Source organism: Streptomyces sp. NRRL F-4489, assembly GCF_001509485.1.
Classification (GTDB): Bacteria; Actinomycetota; Actinomycetes; order Streptomycetales; family Streptomycetaceae; genus Streptomyces.
Map to the genome: position 1 here is coordinate 48,267 of NZ_LLZI01000265.1, position 18,793 is coordinate 67,059.

General features: G+C 72.4%; 17 protein-coding genes. 1 reads left to right on the top strand and 16 read right to left on the bottom strand.

The window, feature by feature from the left end; genetic code table 11:
* Positions 1-83: 83 nt before the first annotated feature.
* The 6 genes from carB to pyrR form a co-directional block, all read right to left on the bottom strand.
* Entirely contained in the window at positions 84-3,395 is a 3,312-nt protein-coding gene (gene carB, locus ADL22_RS27960) for a carbamoyl-phosphate synthase large subunit (RefSeq protein WP_066985718.1), read from the bottom strand.
* Positions 3,388-4,530: a glutamine-hydrolyzing carbamoyl-phosphate synthase small subunit gene (gene carA / locus ADL22_RS27965; protein WP_066985721.1), complete on the bottom strand. Its 1,143-nt coding sequence runs from the start codon at positions 4,528-4,530 to the stop codon at positions 3,388-3,390. Before carA ends, carB begins: the two co-directional genes overlap by 8 nt.
* Entirely contained in the window at positions 4,527-5,117 is a 591-nt protein-coding gene (locus tag ADL22_RS27970) for a hypothetical protein (RefSeq protein WP_066985725.1), read from the bottom strand. The genes carA and ADL22_RS27970 overlap by 4 nt, the downstream gene beginning before the upstream one ends.
* Positions 5,114-6,400 (bottom strand): dihydroorotase, encoded by a 1,287-nt coding sequence (locus tag ADL22_RS27975; protein WP_066985728.1) that lies wholly within the window; start codon positions 6,398-6,400, stop codon positions 5,114-5,116. The genes ADL22_RS27970 and ADL22_RS27975 overlap by 4 nt, the downstream gene beginning before the upstream one ends.
* Before the next feature lie 5 nt (positions 6,401-6,405).
* A complete protein-coding gene (locus ADL22_RS27980; RefSeq protein WP_066985731.1) occupies positions 6,406-7,383 on the bottom strand; it encodes an aspartate carbamoyltransferase catalytic subunit in 978 nt (325 codons plus the stop codon).
* Between the two features lie 100 nt (positions 7,384-7,483).
* A complete protein-coding gene (pyrR, locus tag ADL22_RS27985; protein ID WP_066985734.1) occupies positions 7,484-8,074 on the bottom strand; it encodes a bifunctional pyr operon transcriptional regulator/uracil phosphoribosyltransferase PyrR in 591 nt (196 codons plus the stop codon).
* Between the two features lie 222 nt (positions 8,075-8,296).
* Here pyrR and bldD point away from each other — a divergent pair, with 222 nt between their 5' ends.
* Entirely contained in the window at positions 8,297-8,797 is a 501-nt protein-coding gene (gene bldD / locus ADL22_RS27990) for a transcriptional regulator BldD (RefSeq protein ID WP_018539834.1), read from the top strand.
* 261 nt (positions 8,798-9,058) lie between these two features.
* Here the strand turns inward: bldD and nusB are convergent, their stop codons facing one another.
* The 10 genes from nusB to mltG all read right to left on the bottom strand — a co-directional run bounded on the left by nusB (position 9,059) and on the right by mltG (position 18,679).
* On the bottom strand, positions 9,059-9,496 hold the full coding sequence (gene nusB / locus ADL22_RS27995) for a transcription antitermination factor NusB (RefSeq protein ID WP_066985737.1): 438 nt from the start codon (positions 9,494-9,496) through the stop codon (positions 9,059-9,061).
* 2 nt (positions 9,497-9,498) lie between these two features.
* Positions 9,499-10,065, bottom strand: coding sequence for an elongation factor P (efp, locus tag ADL22_RS28000; protein WP_066985739.1), 567 nt, complete (start codon positions 10,063-10,065; stop codon positions 9,499-9,501).
* 66 nt (positions 10,066-10,131) lie between these two features.
* On the bottom strand, positions 10,132-11,238 hold the full coding sequence (locus ADL22_RS28005) for an aminopeptidase P family protein (protein WP_066985744.1): 1,107 nt from the start codon (positions 11,236-11,238) through the stop codon (positions 10,132-10,134).
* A gap of 84 nt (positions 11,239-11,322) precedes the next feature.
* The gene (locus tag ADL22_RS28010; protein ID WP_066985748.1) at positions 11,323-12,162 is read right to left on the bottom strand and encodes a Pro-rich N-terminal domain-containing protein; all 840 of its coding nucleotides are present in this window, start codon (positions 12,160-12,162) and stop codon (positions 11,323-11,325) included.
* Positions 12,163-12,385: 223 nt separating this feature from the next.
* Positions 12,386-12,826, bottom strand: a complete 441-nt coding sequence (aroQ, locus tag ADL22_RS28015) for a type II 3-dehydroquinate dehydratase (RefSeq protein WP_066985924.1) — start codon at positions 12,824-12,826, stop codon at positions 12,386-12,388.
* A 5-nt stretch (positions 12,827-12,831) separates the two neighbouring features.
* Entirely contained in the window at positions 12,832-13,923 is a 1,092-nt protein-coding gene (gene aroB, locus ADL22_RS28020) for a 3-dehydroquinate synthase (protein WP_066985751.1), read from the bottom strand.
* The gene (locus tag ADL22_RS28025; protein ID WP_066985754.1) at positions 13,920-14,477 is read right to left on the bottom strand and encodes a shikimate kinase; all 558 of its coding nucleotides are present in this window, start codon (positions 14,475-14,477) and stop codon (positions 13,920-13,922) included. The genes aroB and ADL22_RS28025 overlap by 4 nt, the downstream gene beginning before the upstream one ends.
* The gene (aroC, locus tag ADL22_RS28030; RefSeq protein WP_066985757.1) at positions 14,474-15,658 is read right to left on the bottom strand and encodes a chorismate synthase; all 1,185 of its coding nucleotides are present in this window, start codon (positions 15,656-15,658) and stop codon (positions 14,474-14,476) included. The genes ADL22_RS28025 and aroC overlap by 4 nt, the downstream gene beginning before the upstream one ends.
* Before the next feature lie 143 nt (positions 15,659-15,801).
* Positions 15,802-16,638 carry a shikimate dehydrogenase gene (locus ADL22_RS28035; RefSeq protein WP_066985760.1) on the bottom strand — a complete coding sequence of 279 codons (837 nt, stop codon included), beginning with the start codon at positions 16,636-16,638 and terminating at the stop codon, positions 15,802-15,804.
* Between the two features lie 10 nt (positions 16,639-16,648).
* Positions 16,649-18,679 carry an endolytic transglycosylase MltG gene (mltG, locus tag ADL22_RS28040; RefSeq protein WP_066985763.1) on the bottom strand — a complete coding sequence of 677 codons (2,031 nt, stop codon included), beginning with the start codon at positions 18,677-18,679 and terminating at the stop codon, positions 16,649-16,651.
* Positions 18,680-18,793 lie beyond the last annotated feature (114 nt).

The following is an 18,793-nucleotide window of genomic DNA, read 5'->3' on the forward strand; positions in this document are numbered from 1 at the left end:
GCGGGCCTTCGCGGGAGGGTTCCAGGGGGGTGTGGGGCTCGTGAAGAGGGGGGCACCGCCGCGGTGCCCCCCTCCTTGGTCCCTTACTCCTCGCGGGCCGCCGTCAGGTGCCTGGCGTGCTCCTGGAGGGAGCGCACCCCGACGTCGCCGCGGGACACCGCCTCGATGCCCTGGACGGCCGCGGCCAGCGCCTGGACGGTGGTCAGGCAGGGGATGCCGCGGGCCACCGACGCGGTACGGATGTCGTAGCCGTCGAGCCGGCCGCCGGTCCCGTAGGGGGTGTTGACGATCAGGTCGACCTGGCCGTCGTGGATCAGCTGGACGATGGTCTTCTCGCCGTTCGGGCCCTCGCCCTCGCTCTGCTTGCGCACCACGGTGGCGTTGATGCCGTTGCGGCGCAGCACCTCGGCGGTGCCGGAGGTGGCCAGCAGCTCGAAGCCGTGGGCGACCAGCTCGCGGGCCGGGAAGATCATCGAGCGCTTGTCGCGGTTGGCGACGGAGACGAACGCCCGGCCCTTGGTGGGCAGCGCGCCGTACGCGCCGGCCTGGGACTTGGCGTAGGCGGTGCCGAAGACCGAGTCGATGCCCATGACCTCGCCGGTGGAGCGCATCTCCGGGCCGAGGATGGTGTCCACCCCGCGGCCGGAGGCGTCCCGGAAGCGGGACCACGGCATGACGGCTTCCTTGACGGAGATCGGCGCGTCCAGCGGCAGGGTGCCGCCGTCGCCGGTCTTCGGGAGCATGCCCTCGGCGCGCAGCTCGGCGATGGTGGCGCCCAGCGAGATCCGGGCGGCGGCCTTGGCCAGCGGGACCGCGGTGGCCTTCGAGGTGAAGGGCACGGTCCGCGAGGCGCGCGGGTTGGCCTCCAGGACGTAGAGGATGTCGCCGGCCATCGCGAACTGGATGTTGATCAGGCCGCGCACGCCGACGCCCTTGGCGATCGCCTCGGTGGAGGCCCGGAGCCGCTTGATGTCGTAGCCGCCGAGGGTGATCGGGGGCAGCGCGCAGGCGGAGTCGCCGGAGTGGATACCGGCCTCCTCGATGTGCTCCATGACGCCGCCGAGGTAGAGCTCGTGGCCGTCGTAGAGCGCGTCCACGTCGATCTCGATGGCGTCGTCGAGGAACCGGTCGATGAGGACCGGGTGCTGGTCGATCAGACCGGCGTGGCGCTCCAGGTACGCGGCGAGCGAGGGCTCGTCGTAGACGATCTCCATCCCGCGGCCGCCGAGGACGTACGAGGGGCGGACCATGACCGGGTAGCCGATGCCGGCGGCGATGGTCTTGGCCTCCTCGAAGGAGAAGGCGGTGCCGTACTTGGGCGCGGGCAGCCCGGCCTCGGTGAGCACCCGGCCGAACGCGCCGCGCTCCTCGGCGAGGTCGATGGCCTCGGGCGAGGTGCCGACGATCGGCACGCCGTTGTCCTTCAGCGCCTGCGCCAGGCCCAGCGGGGTCTGGCCGCCGAGCTGGACGATGACGCCGGCGACCGGGCCGGCCTGGGTCTCGGCGTGCACGATCTCCAGCACGTCTTCCAGCGTCAGCGGCTCGAAGTACAGGCGGTCGGAGGTGTCGTAGTCCGTCGAGACGGTCTCCGGGTTGCAGTTGACCATCACGGTCTCGTAGCCGGCGTCGCTGAGCGCGAACGAGGCGTGGACGCAGGAGTAGTCGAACTCGATGCCCTGGCCGATGCGGTTGGGGCCGGAGCCGAGGATGATCACCGCGGGCTTCTCGCGGGGCGCGACCTCGGTCTCCTCGTCGTAGGACGAGTAGAAGTACGGGGTCCGGGCCGCGAACTCGGCCGCGCAGGTGTCGACGGTCTTGTAGACCGGGCGGAGGCCGAGCGCGTGCCGGACCTCGCGGACCACGTCCTCGCGCAGCCCGCGCAGCTCGGCGATCTGGGCGTCGGAGAAGCCGTGGCGCTTTGCTTCCGCAAGGATCTCCGGGCCGAGCTGGTCGGCGGCCGCCACCTCGTCGGCGACCTCCTTGATCAGGAAGAGCTGGTCGACGAACCACGGGTCGATCCGGGTGGCGTCGAAGACCTCCTGCGGGGTGGCGCCGGCCCGGATGGCCTGCATGACGGTGTTGATCCGGCCGTCGGTGGGGACCTTGGCCCGCTCCAGCAGCTCGACCTTGTCGCCGGGGTCGCCGGTGAAGGCGAACTGGCCGCCCTTCTTCTCGATCGAGCGCAGCGCCTTGTTGAGCGCCTCGGTGAAGTTGCGGCCGATGGCCATCGCCTCGCCGACCGACTTCATGGTGGTCGTCAGGGTGGCGTCGGCGGCCGGGAACTTCTCGAAGGCGAACCGCGGGACCTTGACCACGACGTAGTCGAGCGTGGGCTCGAAGGACGCCGGGGTCTCCCGGGTGATGTCGTTGGGGATCTCGTCGAGGGTGTAGCCGACCGCCAGCTTCGCGGCGATCTTCGCGATCGGGAAGCCGGTGGCCTTGGAGGCCAGCGCCGAGGAGCGGGATACCCGGGGGTTCATCTCGATGACGATGACCCGGCCGTCCTCGGGGTTGACCGCGAACTGGATGTTGCAGCCGCCGGTGTCCACGCCGACCTCGCGGATCACCGCGATGCCGATGTCGCGCAGGATCTGGTACTCGCGGTCGGTCAGCGTCATCGACGGGGCGACGGTGATCGAGTCGCCGGTGTGCACGCCCATCGGGTCGAAGTTCTCGATGGAGCAGACGACCACGACGTTGTCGTTCTTGTCGCGCATCAGCTCCAGCTCGTACTCCTTCCAGCCGAGGATGGACTCCTCCAGGAGCACCTCGGTGGTCGGCGAGAGGGTGAGGCCCTGGCCGGCGATCCGGCGCAGCTCCTCCTCGTCGTGCGCGAAGCCGGAGCCGGCGCCGCCCATGGTGAAGGACGGGCGGACCACGACCGGGTAGCCGCCGAGCTCCTCGACGCCCTTGAGGACGTCCTCCATGGAGTGGCAGATGTACGAGCGGGCGGACTCGCCGTGGCCGATCTTGCGGCGGACGGCCTCCACGACCTCCTTGAAGCGGTCGCGGTCCTCGCCCTTGTGGATCGCCTCGACGTTGGCGCCGATCAGCTCGACGCCGTACTTGTCGAGGGTGCCCGCCTCGTGCAGCGAGATGGCGGCGTTGAGCGCCGTCTGGCCGCCGAGGGTGGGCAGCAGCGCGTCGGGGCGCTCCTTGGCGATGATCTTCTCGACGAACTCCGGGGTGATCGGCTCGACGTAGGTGGCGTCGGCGATCTCCGGGTCGGTCATGATCGTGGCCGGGTTGGAGTTGACCAGGATCACGCGCAGGCCCTCGGACTTGAGGACCCGGCACGCCTGGGTGCCGGAGTAGTCGAACTCGGCGGCCTGACCGATGACGATCGGGCCGGAGCCGATGACCAGGACGGACTGGATATCGGTGCGCTTAGGCACGCTCGCCCTCCATCAGGGATACGAAGCGGTCGAAGAGGTACGCGGCGTCGTGCGGGCCGGCAGCCGCCTCGGGGTGGTACTGGACGCTGAAGGCCGGCTGGTCGAGGAGCTGGAGCCCCTCCACCACGTTGTCATTGAGGCATACGTGGCTGACCTCGGCGCGGCCGAACGGTGTGTCGGAGACCTTGTCGAGGGGCGCGTCCACGGCGAAGCCGTGGTTGTGCGCGGTGACCTCGACCTTGCCGGTGGTGCGGTCCTGCACCGGCTGGTTGATGCCGCGGTGGCCGTACTTGAGCTTGTACGTGCCGAAGCCCAGCGCGCGGCCCAGGATCTGGTTGCCGAAGCAGATGCCGAACAGCGGGGTCTTGCGGGAGAGCACCTCGCGCATCACGCCGACCGCGTGGTCGGCGGTGGCGGGGTCGCCGGGCCCGTTGGAGAAGAACACGCCGTCGGGGGCGACCGCGTAGACGTCCTCGGCGGTGGCGGTGGCCGGCAGCACGTGCACCTCGATGCCGCGCTCGGCCATGCGGTGCGGGGTCATGCCCTTGATGCCGAGGTCGACCGCGGCGACGGTGAACTTCTTCTCGCCGATGGCCGGGACGACGTACGCCTCCTTGGTGGCGACCTCCGCGGAGAGGTCGGCGCCCTGCATCTCGGGCTGCTGGCGCACCTCGGCGAGCATGGTGCCCTCGTCGGGCAGCGCGTTGCCGGAGAAGATGCCGACCCGCATCGCGCCGCGTTCGCGCAGGTGGCGGGTGAGCGCGCGGGTGTCGATCCCGCGGATGCCGACGACGCCCTGGCGGCGCAGCTCCTCGTCGAGGGAGCGGCGGGAGCGCCAGTTGGACGGGACGCGGGCGGGGTCGCGGACGACGTAGCCGGCGACCCAGATCCGCGCGGACTCGGGGTCCTCGTCGTTGACCCCGGTGTTCCCGACGTGCGGGGCGGTCATGACGACGACCTGGCGGTGGTACGAGGGGTCGGTCAGCGTCTCCTGGTAGCCGGTCATGCCGGTGGAGAACACCGCTTCGCCGAAGGTCTCCCCCACGGCCCCGTAGGCGCGGCCGCGGAACGTGCGGCCGTCCTCCAGGACGAGTACGGCGGGGATTGCGGCGGTCCCCTTGGTGGAGGTCGTCATCGTGCGCCTTCCGTTTCGGTGTGCTCGGTGGTGTGGTCGGGGGCGGGCTCACTGCGGCCGAGGGCCGCGACCCAAGCGGGGTGCTCGCCGGCGCGGTCGGAGCGGAAGCCGGAGTCGATCAGCTTCCCGCCGTGCTCCCAGGTGACGACCAGCAGGCCGCCCTCGGGGAGGACCTTGCCGGCGATGCCCTTGTCCAGGCGGGCGCCGCGGAGGGCGGCGGCCGGGACGAAGAAGTCCGCCGCGCCCGGCCGGACGACGGCCAGGCCCTGGTCGGTCAGGGTGAGTTCGGCGCGGCTGCGGGTGCCCAGGCCCCGGGCGACGATCCGGTCGAGCCACTGCCCGGCCGTGGTCGAGCCGTGGTAGCGGCCGCTGAGGGTGAGCCGGGCCTCGCCGGCGTCGGCCGGGACGGCGGGCAGCTCGGGCAGGTCGCCCTGGAGCGTGCCGCGCCATTTCCAGCCCTGGCGCATCAGCCAGTAGACGAAGGCGATGAAGACCAGGAGGCCGGCGACCCAGGCGAGGCGGGCGGCCCAGTCGGTGACCGGCGCCGAGTGCTGCGCCGCGGCCAAGTGGAACAGGTAAGGAGTCACGCCAGCTTCCCGTCGACGACCGTTGCGCGGCCCCGCAGGAAGGTGTGGGTGACGCGTCCCGGCAGCTCACGGCCCTCGTAGGGGGTGTTGCGGCTGCGGGAGGCGAAGCCCGCGGGGTCCACCTCTCCACGGTATGCGGAATCGACCAGCGTGAGATTGGCGGGCTCACCGGCTGAGACGGGGCGGCCGTGCCCGGCCAGCCCGCCGATCCGCGCCGGGGTGAAGGACATCCGGTCGGCGACCCCGGCCCAGTCCAGCAGCCCGGTCTCGACCATGGTGTGCTGGACGACCGACAGCGCGGTCTCCAGGCCCACCATGCCCATCGCGGCCGCGGCCCACTCGCAGTCCTTGTCCTCGTGCGGGTGCGGGGCGTGGTCGGTGGCGACGATGTCGATCGTGCCGTCGGCCAGCGCCTCGCGCAGCGCCAGGACGTCGCGCTCGGTGCGCAGCGGCGGATTGACCTTGTAGACCGGGTTGTAGCTGCGTACCAGCTCGTCGGTGAGCAGCAGGTGGTGCGGGGTGACCTCGGCGGTGACGTCGATCCCGCGGGACTTGGCCCAGCGGACGATCTCGACGCTGCCGGCGGTGGAGAGGTGGCAGATGTGCACCCGGGAGCCGACGTGCTCGGCGAGCAGCACGTCCCGGGCGATGATCGACTCCTCGGCGACGGCGGGCCAGCCGCCGAGCCCCAGCTCGGCCGAGACCACGCCCTCGTTCATCTGGGCGCCCTCGGTCAGCCGCGGCTCCTGGGCGTGCTGGGCGATCACGCCGCCGAACGCCTTCACGTACTCCAGCGCCCGCCGCATGATGACCGCGTCGTCCACGCACTTGCCGTCGTCGGAGAAGACGGTCACGCCGGCGGCCGACTCGTGCATCGCGCCCAGCTCGGCGAGCTTGCGGCCCTCCAGGCCGACGGTGACGGCGCCGATCGGCTGGACGTCGCAGTAGCCGGACTCCTTGCCGAGCCGGTAGACCTGCTCGACCACGCCGGCGGTGTCGGCGACGGGGAAGGTGTTGGCCATGGCGAACACGGCGGTGTAGCCGCCGGACGCGGCCGCGCGGGTGCCGGTCAGGACGGTCTCGGAGTCCTCCCGGCCGGGCTCGCGCAGGTGGGTGTGCAGGTCGACCAGGCCCGGCAGCAGGACCTTGCCGGCCGCCTCGACGACCTCGGCGCCCTCGGCGGACAGCCCGCTGCCCACCGCCTCGATGACCTCACCGTCGATCAGTACGTCCTGCGGCGCGCCGCCGAGCACCTGCGCACCGCGGATCAGGATCTTGCTCATGCTTTCTACTTCTCCTCGGTACGGGGGTTCGTGACGGCCGGTTCGTTGCCGCCGAGCAGCAGGTAGAGGACGGCCATGCGGATGGAGACGCCGTTGGCGACCTGCTCGACGACCGTGCAGCGCGGGGAGTCGGCGACCTCGGCGGTGATCTCCATACCGCGGACCATCGGGCCGGGGTGCATCACCACGGCGTGCCCGGGCATCCGGGCCATCCGGTCGGCGTCCAGGCCGTAGCGGCGGGAGTACTCCCGCTCGGTGGGGAAGAAGGCGGCGTTCATCCGCTCGCGCTGGACCCGCAGCATCATCACCGCGTCGGACTTCGGCAGCACCGCGTCGAGGTCGTACGAGACCGCGCACGGCCAGTTCTCGACGCCGACCGGCACCAGGGTGGGCGGCGCGACGAGGGTGACCTCGGCGCCCAGGGTGTGCAGCAGGTCGACGTTGGAGCGGGCGACCCGGCTGTGCAGCACGTCGCCGACGATCGTGATGCGCTTGCCGGCGAGGTCCTGGCCGAGGCCGGCGTCCGGGCCGATCAGCCGGCGCCGCATGGTGAAGGCGTCCAGCAGCGCCTGGGTGGGGTGCTGGTGAGTGCCGTCGCCGGCGTTGATGACGGGGGCGTCGATCCAGCCGGAGGTGGCGAGCCGGTAGGGCGCGCCGGAGGCGCTGTGCCGGATGACGACGGCGTCCACGCCCATCGCCTCCAGGGTCTGCGCGGTGTCCTTCAGGGACTCGCCCTTGGAGACGCTGGAGCCCTTGGCGGCGAAGTTGATGACGTCCGCGGAGAGCCGCTTCTCGGCGGCCTCGAAGGAGATCCGGGTGCGGGTGGAGTCCTCGAAGAAGAGGTTGCAGACGGTGCGCCCGCGCAGCGCGGGGAGCTTCTTGATCGGCCGGTCGGCGACCCGGGCCATTTCCTCGGCGGTGTCGAGGATCAGCACGGCGTCGTCCCGCGTGAGGTCGGCGGCCGAGATGAGGTGACGCTTCATCCGGTTTTCTCCGGTGGTGAGGGAGGTATACGGGAATGTCCGTTGAGCAGGCATGGGTGCGGGCCCGGGCTCACCGGGTGTCCGTACGCGGGTGCGTGCGCTAGCGCTCGCCGGCCGGGGCGGTCTCCCGCAGGCCGAGCAGCACGGCGTCGCGGCCGTCCTCCTCGGTCAGCTGGACCTTGACCGCCTCCCGCAGCGACGTGGGGAGGTTCTTGCCGACGTAGTCGGCGCGGATGGGCAGCTCGCGGTGGCCGCGGTCGACCAGTACGGCGAGCTGGACGGCGCGCGGGCGCCCGATGTCGCCCAGGGCGTCCAGCGCGGCGCGGATGGTGCGGCCGGAGAACAGGACGTCGTCGACGAGGAGGACCAGCCGGCCCTCGATGCCGTCGGCCGGGATCTCGGTGCGGGCCAGCGTGCGGGCCGGGCCCAGCCGCAGGTCGTCGCGGTACATGGTGATGTCGAGCGAGCCCACCGGGATCGCGCGGCCGGTGATCTCCTCCAGCTTGGCGGCCAGCCGCCGGGCGAGGAAGACACCGCGGGTGGGGATCCCCAGCAGCACCACGTCGTCGGCGCCCTTGGCGCGCTCGACGATCTCGTGGGCGATGCGGGTCAGCATCCGCGCGATGTCCGGGCCTTCGAGCACCGGGCGCGCGGGGCTTTGCGTGCGCGTGTCGGAATGCGTCGCGTCCATACGAAACGGACCTCCTTCTCCGCCTCACGGGACGGACCTTAAAGGACGTCGAAATTACGAGCTTCAGGCTACCAGGAGGCCCCCGGCGACCCGAACGCCCCCCTGACGGGTGAGGCTTGGGCCCATTCGGCTTGACGAAGTCAGATTACGCTGCGTAACCTCACAGTGAGTTACCAGCCACGCGGCAGCGCCGCATGTCGATACAGCCGTCTGGGGAGCTTTATGTCCAGCGAATACGCCAAACAGCTCGGGGCCAAGCTCCGCGCCATCCGTACCCAGCAGGGCCTCTCTCTCCATGGCGTCGAGGAGAAGTCCCAGGGCCGCTGGAAGGCCGTGGTGGTGGGGTCCTACGAGCGCGGTGACCGTGCCGTGACCGTCCAGCGCCTCGCCGAGCTCGCGGACTTCTACGGCGTGCCAGTGCAGGAGCTGCTGCCCGGTACGACGCCGGGGGGTGCCGCCGAGCCGCCGCCGAAGCTGGTGCTGGACCTGGAGCGCCTGGCCCACGTCCCGCAGGAGAAGGCCGGCCCGCTCCAGCGCTATGCCGCCACGATCCAGAGCCAGCGCGGTGATTACAACGGCAAGGTCCTCTCGATCCGCCAGGACGATCTCCGCACCCTCGCGGTGATCTACGACCAGTCGCCCTCGGTGCTCACCGAGCAGCTCATCAGCTGGGGCGTGCTGGACGCGGACGCCCGCCGGGCCGTGCAGCACGAGGAGATCTAGGGGCCCTGCCCCGTCGCTTTACCCGTCTGACAAGCAGAAACGTACCGCCGCTCCGGGCCTCCCGGGGCGGCGGTCGTCGTCTGCGGGCACCCCGACGCCATCAGGCGCGCCGCGCACGGCCGCGGGGCTGCCGGGCGTACCCCACCGGCCCCGGACGCACCACGGGCCCGCAGCGGCGCTGGTGCGTCGCTCCGGGCCCGTCGGGGTCTGGCGGTGTTCCGGCCGGTCGGGCGCCGGCCGGTCAGCCGCCGCGCGGCCGGCTCAGCGGCTCTCCTCGCGGCGCAGCCCCGGCTTGAGCTCCTTCAGCCGGGCCAGCAGGCCGTTGACGAAGGCCGGGGAGTCGTCCGTGGAGAATTCCTTGGCCAGCTGCACGGCCTCGTCGATCGCCACCGCGTCCGGCGTGCCGTCCACCCACAGCAGCTCGTAGGCGCCGAGCCGGAGGATGGAGCGGTCGGCCGCCGGCATCCGGTCCAGGTCCCAGTCCACGGAGTAGGTGGAGAGCAGTTCGTCGATGCGGGCGACGTGGTCCGCGTACCCCTCGACCAGTTCGAGGGTGTACTCGTTCAGCGGCGGCTGCCGGGTGTCGGTCCGGGCATGGCGCATCCAGTCCGCCAGCACGGACTGCACATCGGCACCGCGCTGGTCGGCCTCGAAGAGGATCTGGAAGGCGCGCTTACGGGCCTTGGTGCGGGCAGCCACGGTTAGCTGTTCACCCGGCCGAGGTAGTCGCCGGTGCGGGTGTCGACCTTGATCTTCTCACCGGTGGTGATGAAGAGCGGGACCTGGATCTCGTAGCCGGTCTCCAGCTTGGCGGGCTTGGTGCCGCCGGTGGAGCGGTCGCCCTGGACGCCCGGCTCGGTCTCGGCGATGGTCAGCTCGACGGCGGCCGGCAGCTCGACGTAGAGCACCTGGCCCTCGTTCTGCGCGACGACCGCCTCGAAGCCCTCCAGGAGGAAGTTCGCCGCGTCGCCGACGGTCTTGCGGTCGACGTGCAGCTGGTCGTAGGTGTCCATGTCCATGAAGACGAAGTAGTCGCCGTCCATGTACGAGAACTGCATACCGCGCTTGTCGACGTTGGCCGTCTCGACCTTGACGCCGGCGTTGAAGGTCTTGTCCACCACCTTGCCGGAGAGCACGTTCTTGAGCTTGGTACGGACGAAGGCCGGGCCCTTACCGGGCTTGACGTGCTGGAACTCGACGACGGACCAGAGCTGGCCGCCTTCGAGCTTGAGCACCATGCCGTTCTTGAGGTCGTTCGTGGAAGCCACGGTTGCGGAATCTCCTGGACTGCAGGTGGTGGGTACCTCGAAACCGCCCGCAGCGAGCCGGGTGGCTCACAGGGCGAGCAGCTCCTTGGTCGTGATGGTGAGTAGCTCGGGTCCGCCGTCCGCCTCGGGGCGGACGACGAGGGTGTCGTCGATCCGGACACCCCCACGGCCCGGGATGTGGACCCCTGGCTCGACGGTGACCGGCACGCAAGCGTCCAGTTTACCCATGGCGCCGGGTGACAACTGAGGGTCCTCGTCGATTTCGAGTCCGACACCGTGCCCGGTCCACGGGCCGAGCCCCTCGCCGTGCCCCGCGGCCTCCAGGACCTGCCGGGTCACCCGGTCCACATCGCGGCACTCCACCCCCGGTGCCAGCGCCTGCCGGCCGGCCTTCTGCGCGGCGAAGACCAGGTCGTACAGCTCGATCTGCCAGTCCGCCGGGGTGGTGCCGATGACGAAGGTCCGGCCGATCTCGCAGCGGTAGCCGCGGTAGTTCGCGCCGAGGTTGACGGTGAGGAAGTCGCCCTCCTCGACCCGGCGGTCGGTGGGCAGGTGCCCGGCGCGTCCGGAGTTCGGGCCGGTGGCGACGGAGGTGGGGAACGCCGGGCCGTCCGCGCCGTGGTCGACCAGCCGGCGCTCCAGCTCCAGCGCGAGATGGCGCTCGGTGCGGCCGACGAGGATGGATTCCAGCAGTTCGCCCAGCGCCTGGTCGCTGATCTCCGCGGCGATCCGCAGGCAGGCGATCTCGTCGTCGTCCTTGACCAGCCGCTGCGCCTCGACCGCACAGGCCAGGTCGGTCAGCCGGGTCCGGGGCGCGACGCGGGCCAGCGCCCGGTGGCGGCTGACGGTGAGGTGGTGCTCCTCGACGGCCAGGGTGTCCGCGCCCGACTTCTCGGCGAGCCCGGCGGCGGCCACCACCGGGTCGCCGCCGCGCGCGGGCAGTACCGAGACCCGGATGTCGTCGGCGGGCCGGCCCTCGGTGGGGTCGCCGGTCAGCGGGCGCCCGCAGAGCAGGACGTCGGCGCCGGGGCCCAGCAGCAGGGCGGCGCCGGGCGGCGCGGCGCCGGTGAGGTAGCGGACGTTGGCGGGGCGCGAGATCAGGGCGGCGGTGGATCCGGTTGCGGCGCAGCGGTCGCGCAGCCGCGCGCGTCGGACCGCGTACAACTCGGACATATCGCCAGCGTACGACCGCGCTCCCGGAGCGGCCGTCCGGGACGGCCGCCCGGGGGACGGACCGCGTCGCGGCCGGGCGGGCCGCTACCAGCTGGGCGGGCTGGCCAGGCTGCGCGCGACCACCTCGTCCAGCGCCCGCACGGTGGTGGCCACATCGTGCTGGGAGTTGTCGATGATCGGCAGGCCGGAGCCGTACCAGCCGGCCATCCGGCCGTGGATGCGGGCCACCTCCTCGTCGGACAGGCGGCGGTTGCCGGTGCGGCGGGCGTTGCGCTCCAGGACGACCTCCAGCCCGGGCAGCAGCACGATCGGCAGCAGGCCGGGGCCGACGTGGCGCTTCCAGCCGCCGAGGCCGACGACCGGGCGGTCCGGGAAGACGGCGTCGTCGAGGATGCAGGAGATGCCGTTGGCGAGGAAGTTGCGGGCCGCGAAACCGCAGGTGCGGCGGGCCAGGCGGTACTGCGCCTCGGAGTGGTCGTTCCAGCCGGACTGCGGATCGGCGAAACCGGCCCGCACCCACTCCCGGACGTCGTCCAGGCTGATGTGCGCGGTCGGCACCCGCCGGGTGTCGGCCCAGTGCCGGGCGACGCTGGTCTTCCCGGCGCCGGCCGGGCCGATCAGCAGCACCGCGACGGCGGCGTGCGCGGCGTCCGGCGCGGCGCTGCCCGGCGGCGGGCTGGGCAGCGGAACGGGCGCGCCGGGCGGCAGCTGCACATGGCCGGTGACGTCACCGGTGGTGGGCGGGGCGGGCGGGGCCTGGTGGGGCCCCGGCGCGGGGCCCGGCCAGCCGTGGCCGGGGGCGGGCGGGGGCGGGGCCGCGCCGGGCCCGCCGGGGTGCGGCGTCCAGTGCATGGCGGGTCCGGCCCCCGGGCCGGGAAGCGGGCCGCGGGGCGGTGGCAGCGGAGCCCCCACTGCGTACTGCATCCGGTGGCTCTCCGTCTCGTGCGGTCGACGTGGTGCGGACGGCGCACCGGGCCGGGGCGGCCGGGGCACCGTGGCGGCAACTGCGAGGCGGCGGCGGGCCGTTGCCGCCCCGCCGCCGGGTGGTACTGACCGAACCGTACCCTCCCGGCGGCTGCCGGGAGGTTTCCCTACCCGCGGCGCCCGCCGGATGAACGGCCGGCGGCGCACGGAGCGGAACGGCCGGTCAGCCGTCCAGCTCCTCGGCGAGGGCACGCAGCGCCAGGCGGTACGAGCCGATGCCGAAGCCGGCGACCGTCCCGCTGGCGACCGCCGCGATGACCGAGGTGTGCCGGAACTCCTCGCGGGCGTACGGGTTGGAGATGTGCACCTCGATCAGCGGGGCGGTGCGCTGGGCCGCCGCGTCCCGCATCGCGTACGAATAGTGCGTGAACGCACCGGGGTTGATGACGACCGGGAGGGCGCCGTCGGCCGCCTCGTGCAGCCAGCGGACCATCTCGCCCTCGTCGTTGGTCTCCCGGACGTCGGTCTCGAAGCCCAGCTCCGCGCCGAGCCGGGCGCATTCGGCGACCAGCCCGGCGTAGGAGGTGGCGCCGTAGACGTCGGGCTCGCGGGAGCCGAGCCGGCCGAGGTTGGGGCCGTTGAGGACCAGCACGCGCTGCTTCATCGGCGTCACGCCGCGATCTCGGCGTGCGCCGCGAGCAGCATCGCCGGGTCGGGGCCCTCCAGGACGGTGGGCTTGGCCAGGCCGTCCAGGACGATGAAGCGCAGCCGGTCGCCGCGGGACTTCTTGTCGACCTTCATGGTCTCCAGCAGCTTGGGCCACTGGTCGCCCCGGTAGGTCAGCGGCAGGCCGACGGAGGCCAGCACGGCGCGGTGCCGGTCGGCGGTGGCGTCGTCCAGGCGGCCGGCGATCCGGCCCAGTTCGGCGGCGAAGACCATGCCGACCGAGACCGCGGCGCCGTGGCGCCAGTTGTAGCGCTCGTTCTTCTCGATGGCGTGCGCGAGGGTGTGGCCGTAGTTCAGGATCTCCCGCAGTCCGGACTCCTTGAGGTCGGCGGAGACCACCTCGGCCTTGACCCGGATCGCCCGCTCGATGAGCTCCTGGGTGTGCGGGCCGTCCGGCCGCTTGGCGCCCTCCGGGTCGGCCTCGATCAGCTCCAGGATCGCCGGGTCGGCGATGAAGCCGGCCTTGATGACCTCGGCCAGCCCGGAGACGTAGTCGTGGACCGGGAGGCTGTCCAGCGCGGCCAGGTCGCACAGCACACCGGCCGGCGGGTGGAAGGCGCCGACGAGGTTCTTGCCCTCGGCGGTGTTGATACCGGTCTTGCCGCCGACCGCGGCGTCCACCATGCCCAGCACGGTGGTCGGTACGGCGATCCAGCGCACCCCGCGCAGCCATGTCGCGGCGACGAAGCCGGCCAGGTCGGTGGTGGCGCCGCCGCCCACGCCGACGATCACGTCGGTGCGGGTGAAGCCGGTCTGGCCGAGCGCCTTCCAGCAGTAGGCGGCGACCTCGGCGGTCTTGGCCTCCTCGGCGTTGGGCAGCTGGATGGCGATCGCGTCGTAGCCCTGCTCGGCGAGGTCGGCGCGCAGCGCCTCGCCGGTGGCGGCCAGCGCTTCGGGGTGCAGCACCGCGACGCGCTGGGCGTGCTCGCCGATCAGGCCGGGGAGTTCGCCCAGCAGCTGCCGTCCGACGAGGACCTCGTACGGGTCGGTGCCGGCGGTTCCGCCGACCTGGATGCGGGTGGCGTGCTCCGTCATGGCTGTTCCTCCCTGCCGGCGGGGTGCGCGGGGTCCGCCGCGGCCGGCCGTAGCTCCAAAGCGTCCGCGATCGCGTCGGCGATGTCCTCGGGGGTGCGGCCCCCGGTGGCGATCACGGCGCGTGCGACCTCGGTGTAGAGCGGGCGGCGCCGCTCCATCAGTTCGCGCCACTGCTTGCGCGGGTTGACCGCGAGCAGCGGGCGGGGGGCGTCCAGGCCCACCCGCTTGACGGCGTCGGCCAGTTCGACGTCCAGGAAGACGACCGGCAGGCCGGTCAGCAGCTTCCGGGTGGTGTCGTCCATGATCGCGCCGCCGCCGAGCGAGAGCACGCCCGGGTGGGTCTCCAGGGCGGCGCGGACCGCGGCCCGCTCCAGCTCGCGGAAGCGCCCCTCGCCGTCCTCCACGAAGATGTCGGAGATCTCCTTGCCGGCGGTGGCGACGACATCGGCGTCGGTGTCGCGGTAGCCGACGCCGAGCCGCCCGGCCAGCAGCGCGCCCACGGTGGACTTGCCGGCGCCGGGCGGGCCGACGAGTACGACGGCCGGCGCGGTCACGTGATCGCCAGGTTGTCGAGGAAGGAGCGGACGTTGCGGCGGGTCTCCGGCACGCTGTCGCCGCCGAACTTCTCCACCACCGCGTCCGCCAGCACCAGCGCGACCATCGCCTCGGCGACGATGCCGGCGGCCGGCACCGCGCAGACGTCGGAGCGCTGGTGGTGCGCCTTGGCGGCCTCGCCGGTGCGGACGTCGACCGTCGCCAGGGCCCGCGGCACGGTGGCGATCGGCTTCATCGCGGCGCGGACGCGCAGGAGTTCCCCGGTGGTCAGGCCGCCCTCGGTGCCGCCGGCGCGGCCGGAGGCGCGCTTGATCCCGTCGCCGGTGGCCAGGATCTCGTCGTGCGCCTTGGAGCCGGGGACGCGGGCCAGGTCGAAGCCGTCGCCGACCTCGACGCCCTTGATGGCCTGGATGCCCATCAGCGCGGCGGCCAGCCGGGCGTCCAGGCGGCGGTCCCAGTGGACGTGCGAGCCGAGGCCGACCGGGACGCCGTAGGCCAGCACCTCGACCACACCGCCGAGGGTGTCGCCGTCCTTGTGGGCCTGGTCGATCTCGGCGACCATCGCCTCCGACGCGGCGGCGTCCAGGCAGCGGACCGGGTCGGCGTCCAGCTTCTCGACGTCGGCGGGGGTCGGGTAGACGCCGTACGGCGCCTTGGCGGCGGCCAGTTCGACGACGTGCGAGACGATCTCGATGCCCGCGGTCTCCTTCAGGAAGGAGCGGGCGACGGCGCCGAGCGCGACCCGGGCCGCGGTCTCGCGGGCGGAGGCGCGCTCCAGGACCGGGCGGGCCTCGTCGAAGCCGTACTTCTGCATACCGGCGAGGTCGGCGTGGCCGGGGCGGGGGCGGGTCAGCGGGGCGTTGCGGGCCAGGCCGGCCAGCACCTCCTCGTCCACCGGGTCGGCGGCCATGACCTGCTCCCACTTGGGCCACTCGGTGTTGCCGACCATGATCGCGATCGGGGAGCCGAGCGAGCGGCCGTGCCGGACGCCGCCGAGGAAGGTGACCTCGTCCCGCTCGAACTTCATCCGGGCACCGCGGCCGTAGCCGAGCCGGCGGCGGGCCAGGGCGTCCGCCACCATCTCCGTGGTGACCGGCACGCCGGCGGGAAGGCCCTCCAGCGTCGCCACGAGTGCGGGGCCGTGCGACTCCCCCGCCGTCAGCCAGCGCAACCTGCTCAACGGTGCTCCTCAGTTACTGCTCATGTGCTCATCCGCGTACGGTCTCCTTAGATCCTCCCACGTCGGGCGGGGCGCGCGGCGCGGCGTCCAGGGTGCGGACCGCGGGCGTCCGGGCGGACCGGCGGCGGGCGTACGGACCGGGGTCAGCGGGCGGCGAGCGCCGCCTCGCCGGCCCGGCGCATCGCGGCCAGCGGCGCGGGCGCCCGGCCGGTCATCTGCTCGACCTGGAGGACGGCCTGGTGGACCAGGAGGTCCAGGCCCCCGACGACGGCGCCGCCGCGGCCGGCCCAGGCGGCGGCCAGCGGGGTCGGCCACGGGTCGTAGAGGACGTCGAAGAGGGTGCCGGGCCGGGCGGGGACGGCGGCGGCGAGCGGGTCGGTGCTGCCGGCCGGGGTGGTGGCGATGACCAGCGGCGCGTCCAGGGCCGCGGCGGCCTCCTCCCAGGGGGCGGTGCGGACGGTGACGCCGAGCCGCTCGCCCCAGCCGCGCATCTCCTCGGCGCGGGCCGCGCTGCGGACGTACGCGGTGACCTCGCCGGCGCAGATCCGGGCAAGCGCGGCCAGCGCGGAGGAGGCGGTGGCGCCGGCACCGAGGACGGCGGCCCGTTCGACGTGCTCGACGCCGCGTTCGCGCAGCGCGGCGAGCATGCCGGGGATGTCGGTGTTGTCGCCGCGGCGGCGGCCGTCGGGGGTGAACACGACGGTGTTGACCGCCTCGACCGAGGCCGCGGTGGCGCTGATCTCGTCCAGCAGCGGGATGACCGCGCGCTTGAGCGGCATGGTCAGCGACAGACCGGCCCATTCGGGGCCGAGCCCGGCGAGGAACGCCGGCAGCGCGGCCTCGTCGATCTCGTGGCGGCCGTACTCCCAGCCGGTGAGGCCGAGTTCGGCGTAGGCGGCGCGGTGCAGCACCGGCGAGAGGGAGTGCGCGATCGGCGAGCCGAGGACGGCCGCCTTCCTGGTGTCAGAGCTGTGGGGCACGGCCTTGCCTTCAGTTTCCGTTCTGCTTCTGCTCTTGCTGGCGCCTGTTGAATTCCCGGACGAGCTTCATATGGTCGGTCAGATTGGTGGTGAAGTCGGTTTTCTTGCCGTCCACCGAAATGAAGTACAGCCACTTCTGGGAATTGTCCGGATTGATCGCCGCCTTCAGCGCGTCCGCACCGGGATTGCCGATCGGACCGGGCGGCAGACCCCGGTAGAAATACGTGTTGTACGGGTCGTCGTAGTGCCGGATCTCGTCCGTACTGATATTGATCTTGCTCTGGTTCTTGAGGTAGTTGAACGTCGAGTCGAATTCCAGCTTCTGGTTCGTGTCGGTATTCGTCGGGGCGAGACGGTTGTAGACGACCGCGGCCATCTTGCGGAAGTCGTCGTGCGTCATGCCCTCGGCCTGAGTGAGGCTGGCGACCGTCACGAGCTGGAGCGGGGAGGACAGGTTGAATTTCCTGGCATTCTCCGCCAGGTCGTACTTCTGGTATTCCTGATTCGCCCGCGCGACCATCTGCTTCAGCACATCGGCCGGTTTGGCATTGGCGCCGACGCTGTAGGTGGACGGGTAGAGGAAGCCCTCCAGCGGGTCCTTGATCTTGGGGTTGTCGTCGGCCCAGGACGGCAGTCCGAGGTTCTTCGCCTGGCTGCGGGCGATCTCCTTGGTGGTGCCGGGCGTGAGCTTGAGCTTCTTGTCGATCAGCTGGTAGACCGCGGCGGCCCGCAGGCCCTCCCGGATCGTCAGGCCGTTGCGGCTCTTGGGGTCCAGCATCAGCTCGATGGCGGCCGCCGCCGACATGTGCTTGCGCAGGGTGTACGTACCGGGCTGGAGGGACTGCGCCTTCTGGTTGTCGGCGGCCGCCTCGGTGAACGCCCCGGCGCTCTTGATCACCCCGTCCCGGGCCAGGACCGCCCCCATCTGGGAGATCAGCATCCCGTCCGGGATCTCCACCTGCACCTCGCCGCTGCCCTCGCCGTCGTAGTCCGGGGACGAGCCGAAGTGCCGCACGAAGAAGTCGTAGCCGAAGTAGCCCACGGTGCCCGCCACACCGGCGAACGCCAGGGCCATGACCAGGCAGGCGGTGCCGCTGCGCCGTTTGTTCTTCGTGTTCTTCCGGCCCCGGCGCTCGCGGCCGCGCCGGCCGTCCACCGGGGCGTCGTCGTCCGCGGCGCCGCCGGGGCGGTCGTCCGCGTCGTCCGGGTCGTCCGCGCCGTCCGCCCGGCGGCTGTCCGGTTCACCGGCGAAGAACGGATGCTCCGGCTCCGGTGCGGGCGGCCCGTCCTGGGGGTGGTGCCCGTCGCCGGCGTCCTGCGGCGGCCCGCCGTGCTCGGTGTGCTGCGGGCCCGGATGCGTCTGCACCGCCTGCTGGGCCGGGATCGGCTGGGTCTCCTGGAGCCCGTGGCCGCCCTGGCCGCCGTAGGAGTCGTGACCCGCGTAGTCCTGGCCCGCGTACTCCTGGCCTGCGCCCGCGTAGCCCTGGCCCTGGTACTCCTGGCCCGCGTAGTCCTGAGCCGCGTACTCCTGCCCCGGGTAGCCCTGGCCGGCGTGGTGCGGCGCCGGGTGGTCCTGGCCGGGCTGGAGATACGGATCGGCCGGCGGGTGCTGCCCGTAGGGGTCGTACGGGTCGTAGCCCGGCCCGCCCGTCTGCTGCGGCGCCCCCTCCCAGCCGCCGCCACCCGCCGGATACTGCTGCGCGTACTGCTGCTCACCGTGCTGCGGGTACTGCCCGGGGTGCTGGTGCTGCTGGTACTGCTCCTCGTGCCGCGGGTACGGCCCGGGGTGCTGCTCTCCGTGCTGCCCGTACTGCTCGGGATGCTGCCCGTACTGCTCAGGGTGCTGCTGCCGGTACTGCTCCGGGTGGGGCGCGTACTGCTCCGCGTACTGCTGGGGGTGCTGCTCCTGGGGATACCCGCCGGACTGCTGCTCCGTCCACTGCGGCTGCTGCGCCTGACCTCCGTACGGACCGCGGTCTCCGTAGAGCGGGTCGTCGGGATGCCACGGTTCGGAGCCGTAGCCCCGGCCATACTCGGTCATCAATCCCCTAGAGCCGAGAGGCGGGGCGCGCCGTCCGGGCAGCGCCTGTCGTACCGTTCCGCCTCTGCTTGCACGCGCGGCTGTTCGAACCGCCGCCACAACGCGCGGAACGTT

Coding starts and splice junctions, on each gene's coding strand:
- bldD (WP_018539834.1), top strand. CDS start 8,297: ATGTCCAGCGAATACGCCAAACAGCTCGGGGCCAAGCTCCGCGCCATC.
- ADL22_RS28010 (WP_066985748.1), bottom strand. CDS start 12,162: ATGCAGTACGCAGTGGGGGCTCCGCTGCCACCGCCCCGCGGCCCGCTT.
- pyrR (WP_066985734.1), bottom strand. CDS start 8,074: ATGGACGCGACGCATTCCGACACGCGCACGCAAAGCCCCGCGCGCCCG.
- carA (WP_066985721.1), bottom strand. CDS start 4,530: ATGACGACCTCCACCAAGGGGACCGCCGCAATCCCCGCCGTACTCGTC.
- ADL22_RS27980 (WP_066985731.1), bottom strand. CDS start 7,383: ATGAAGCGTCACCTCATCTCGGCCGCCGACCTCACGCGGGACGACGCC.
- aroQ (WP_066985924.1), bottom strand. CDS start 12,826: ATGAAGCAGCGCGTGCTGGTCCTCAACGGCCCCAACCTCGGCCGGCTC.
- mltG (WP_066985763.1), bottom strand. CDS start 18,679: ATGACCGAGTATGGCCGGGGCTACGGCTCCGAACCGTGGCATCCCGAC.
- ADL22_RS27975 (WP_066985728.1), bottom strand. CDS start 6,400: ATGAGCAAGATCCTGATCCGCGGTGCGCAGGTGCTCGGCGGCGCGCCG.
- ADL22_RS28005 (WP_066985744.1), bottom strand. CDS start 11,238: ATGTCCGAGTTGTACGCGGTCCGACGCGCGCGGCTGCGCGACCGCTGC.
- aroB (WP_066985751.1), bottom strand. CDS start 13,923: ATGACGGAGCACGCCACCCGCATCCAGGTCGGCGGAACCGCCGGCACC.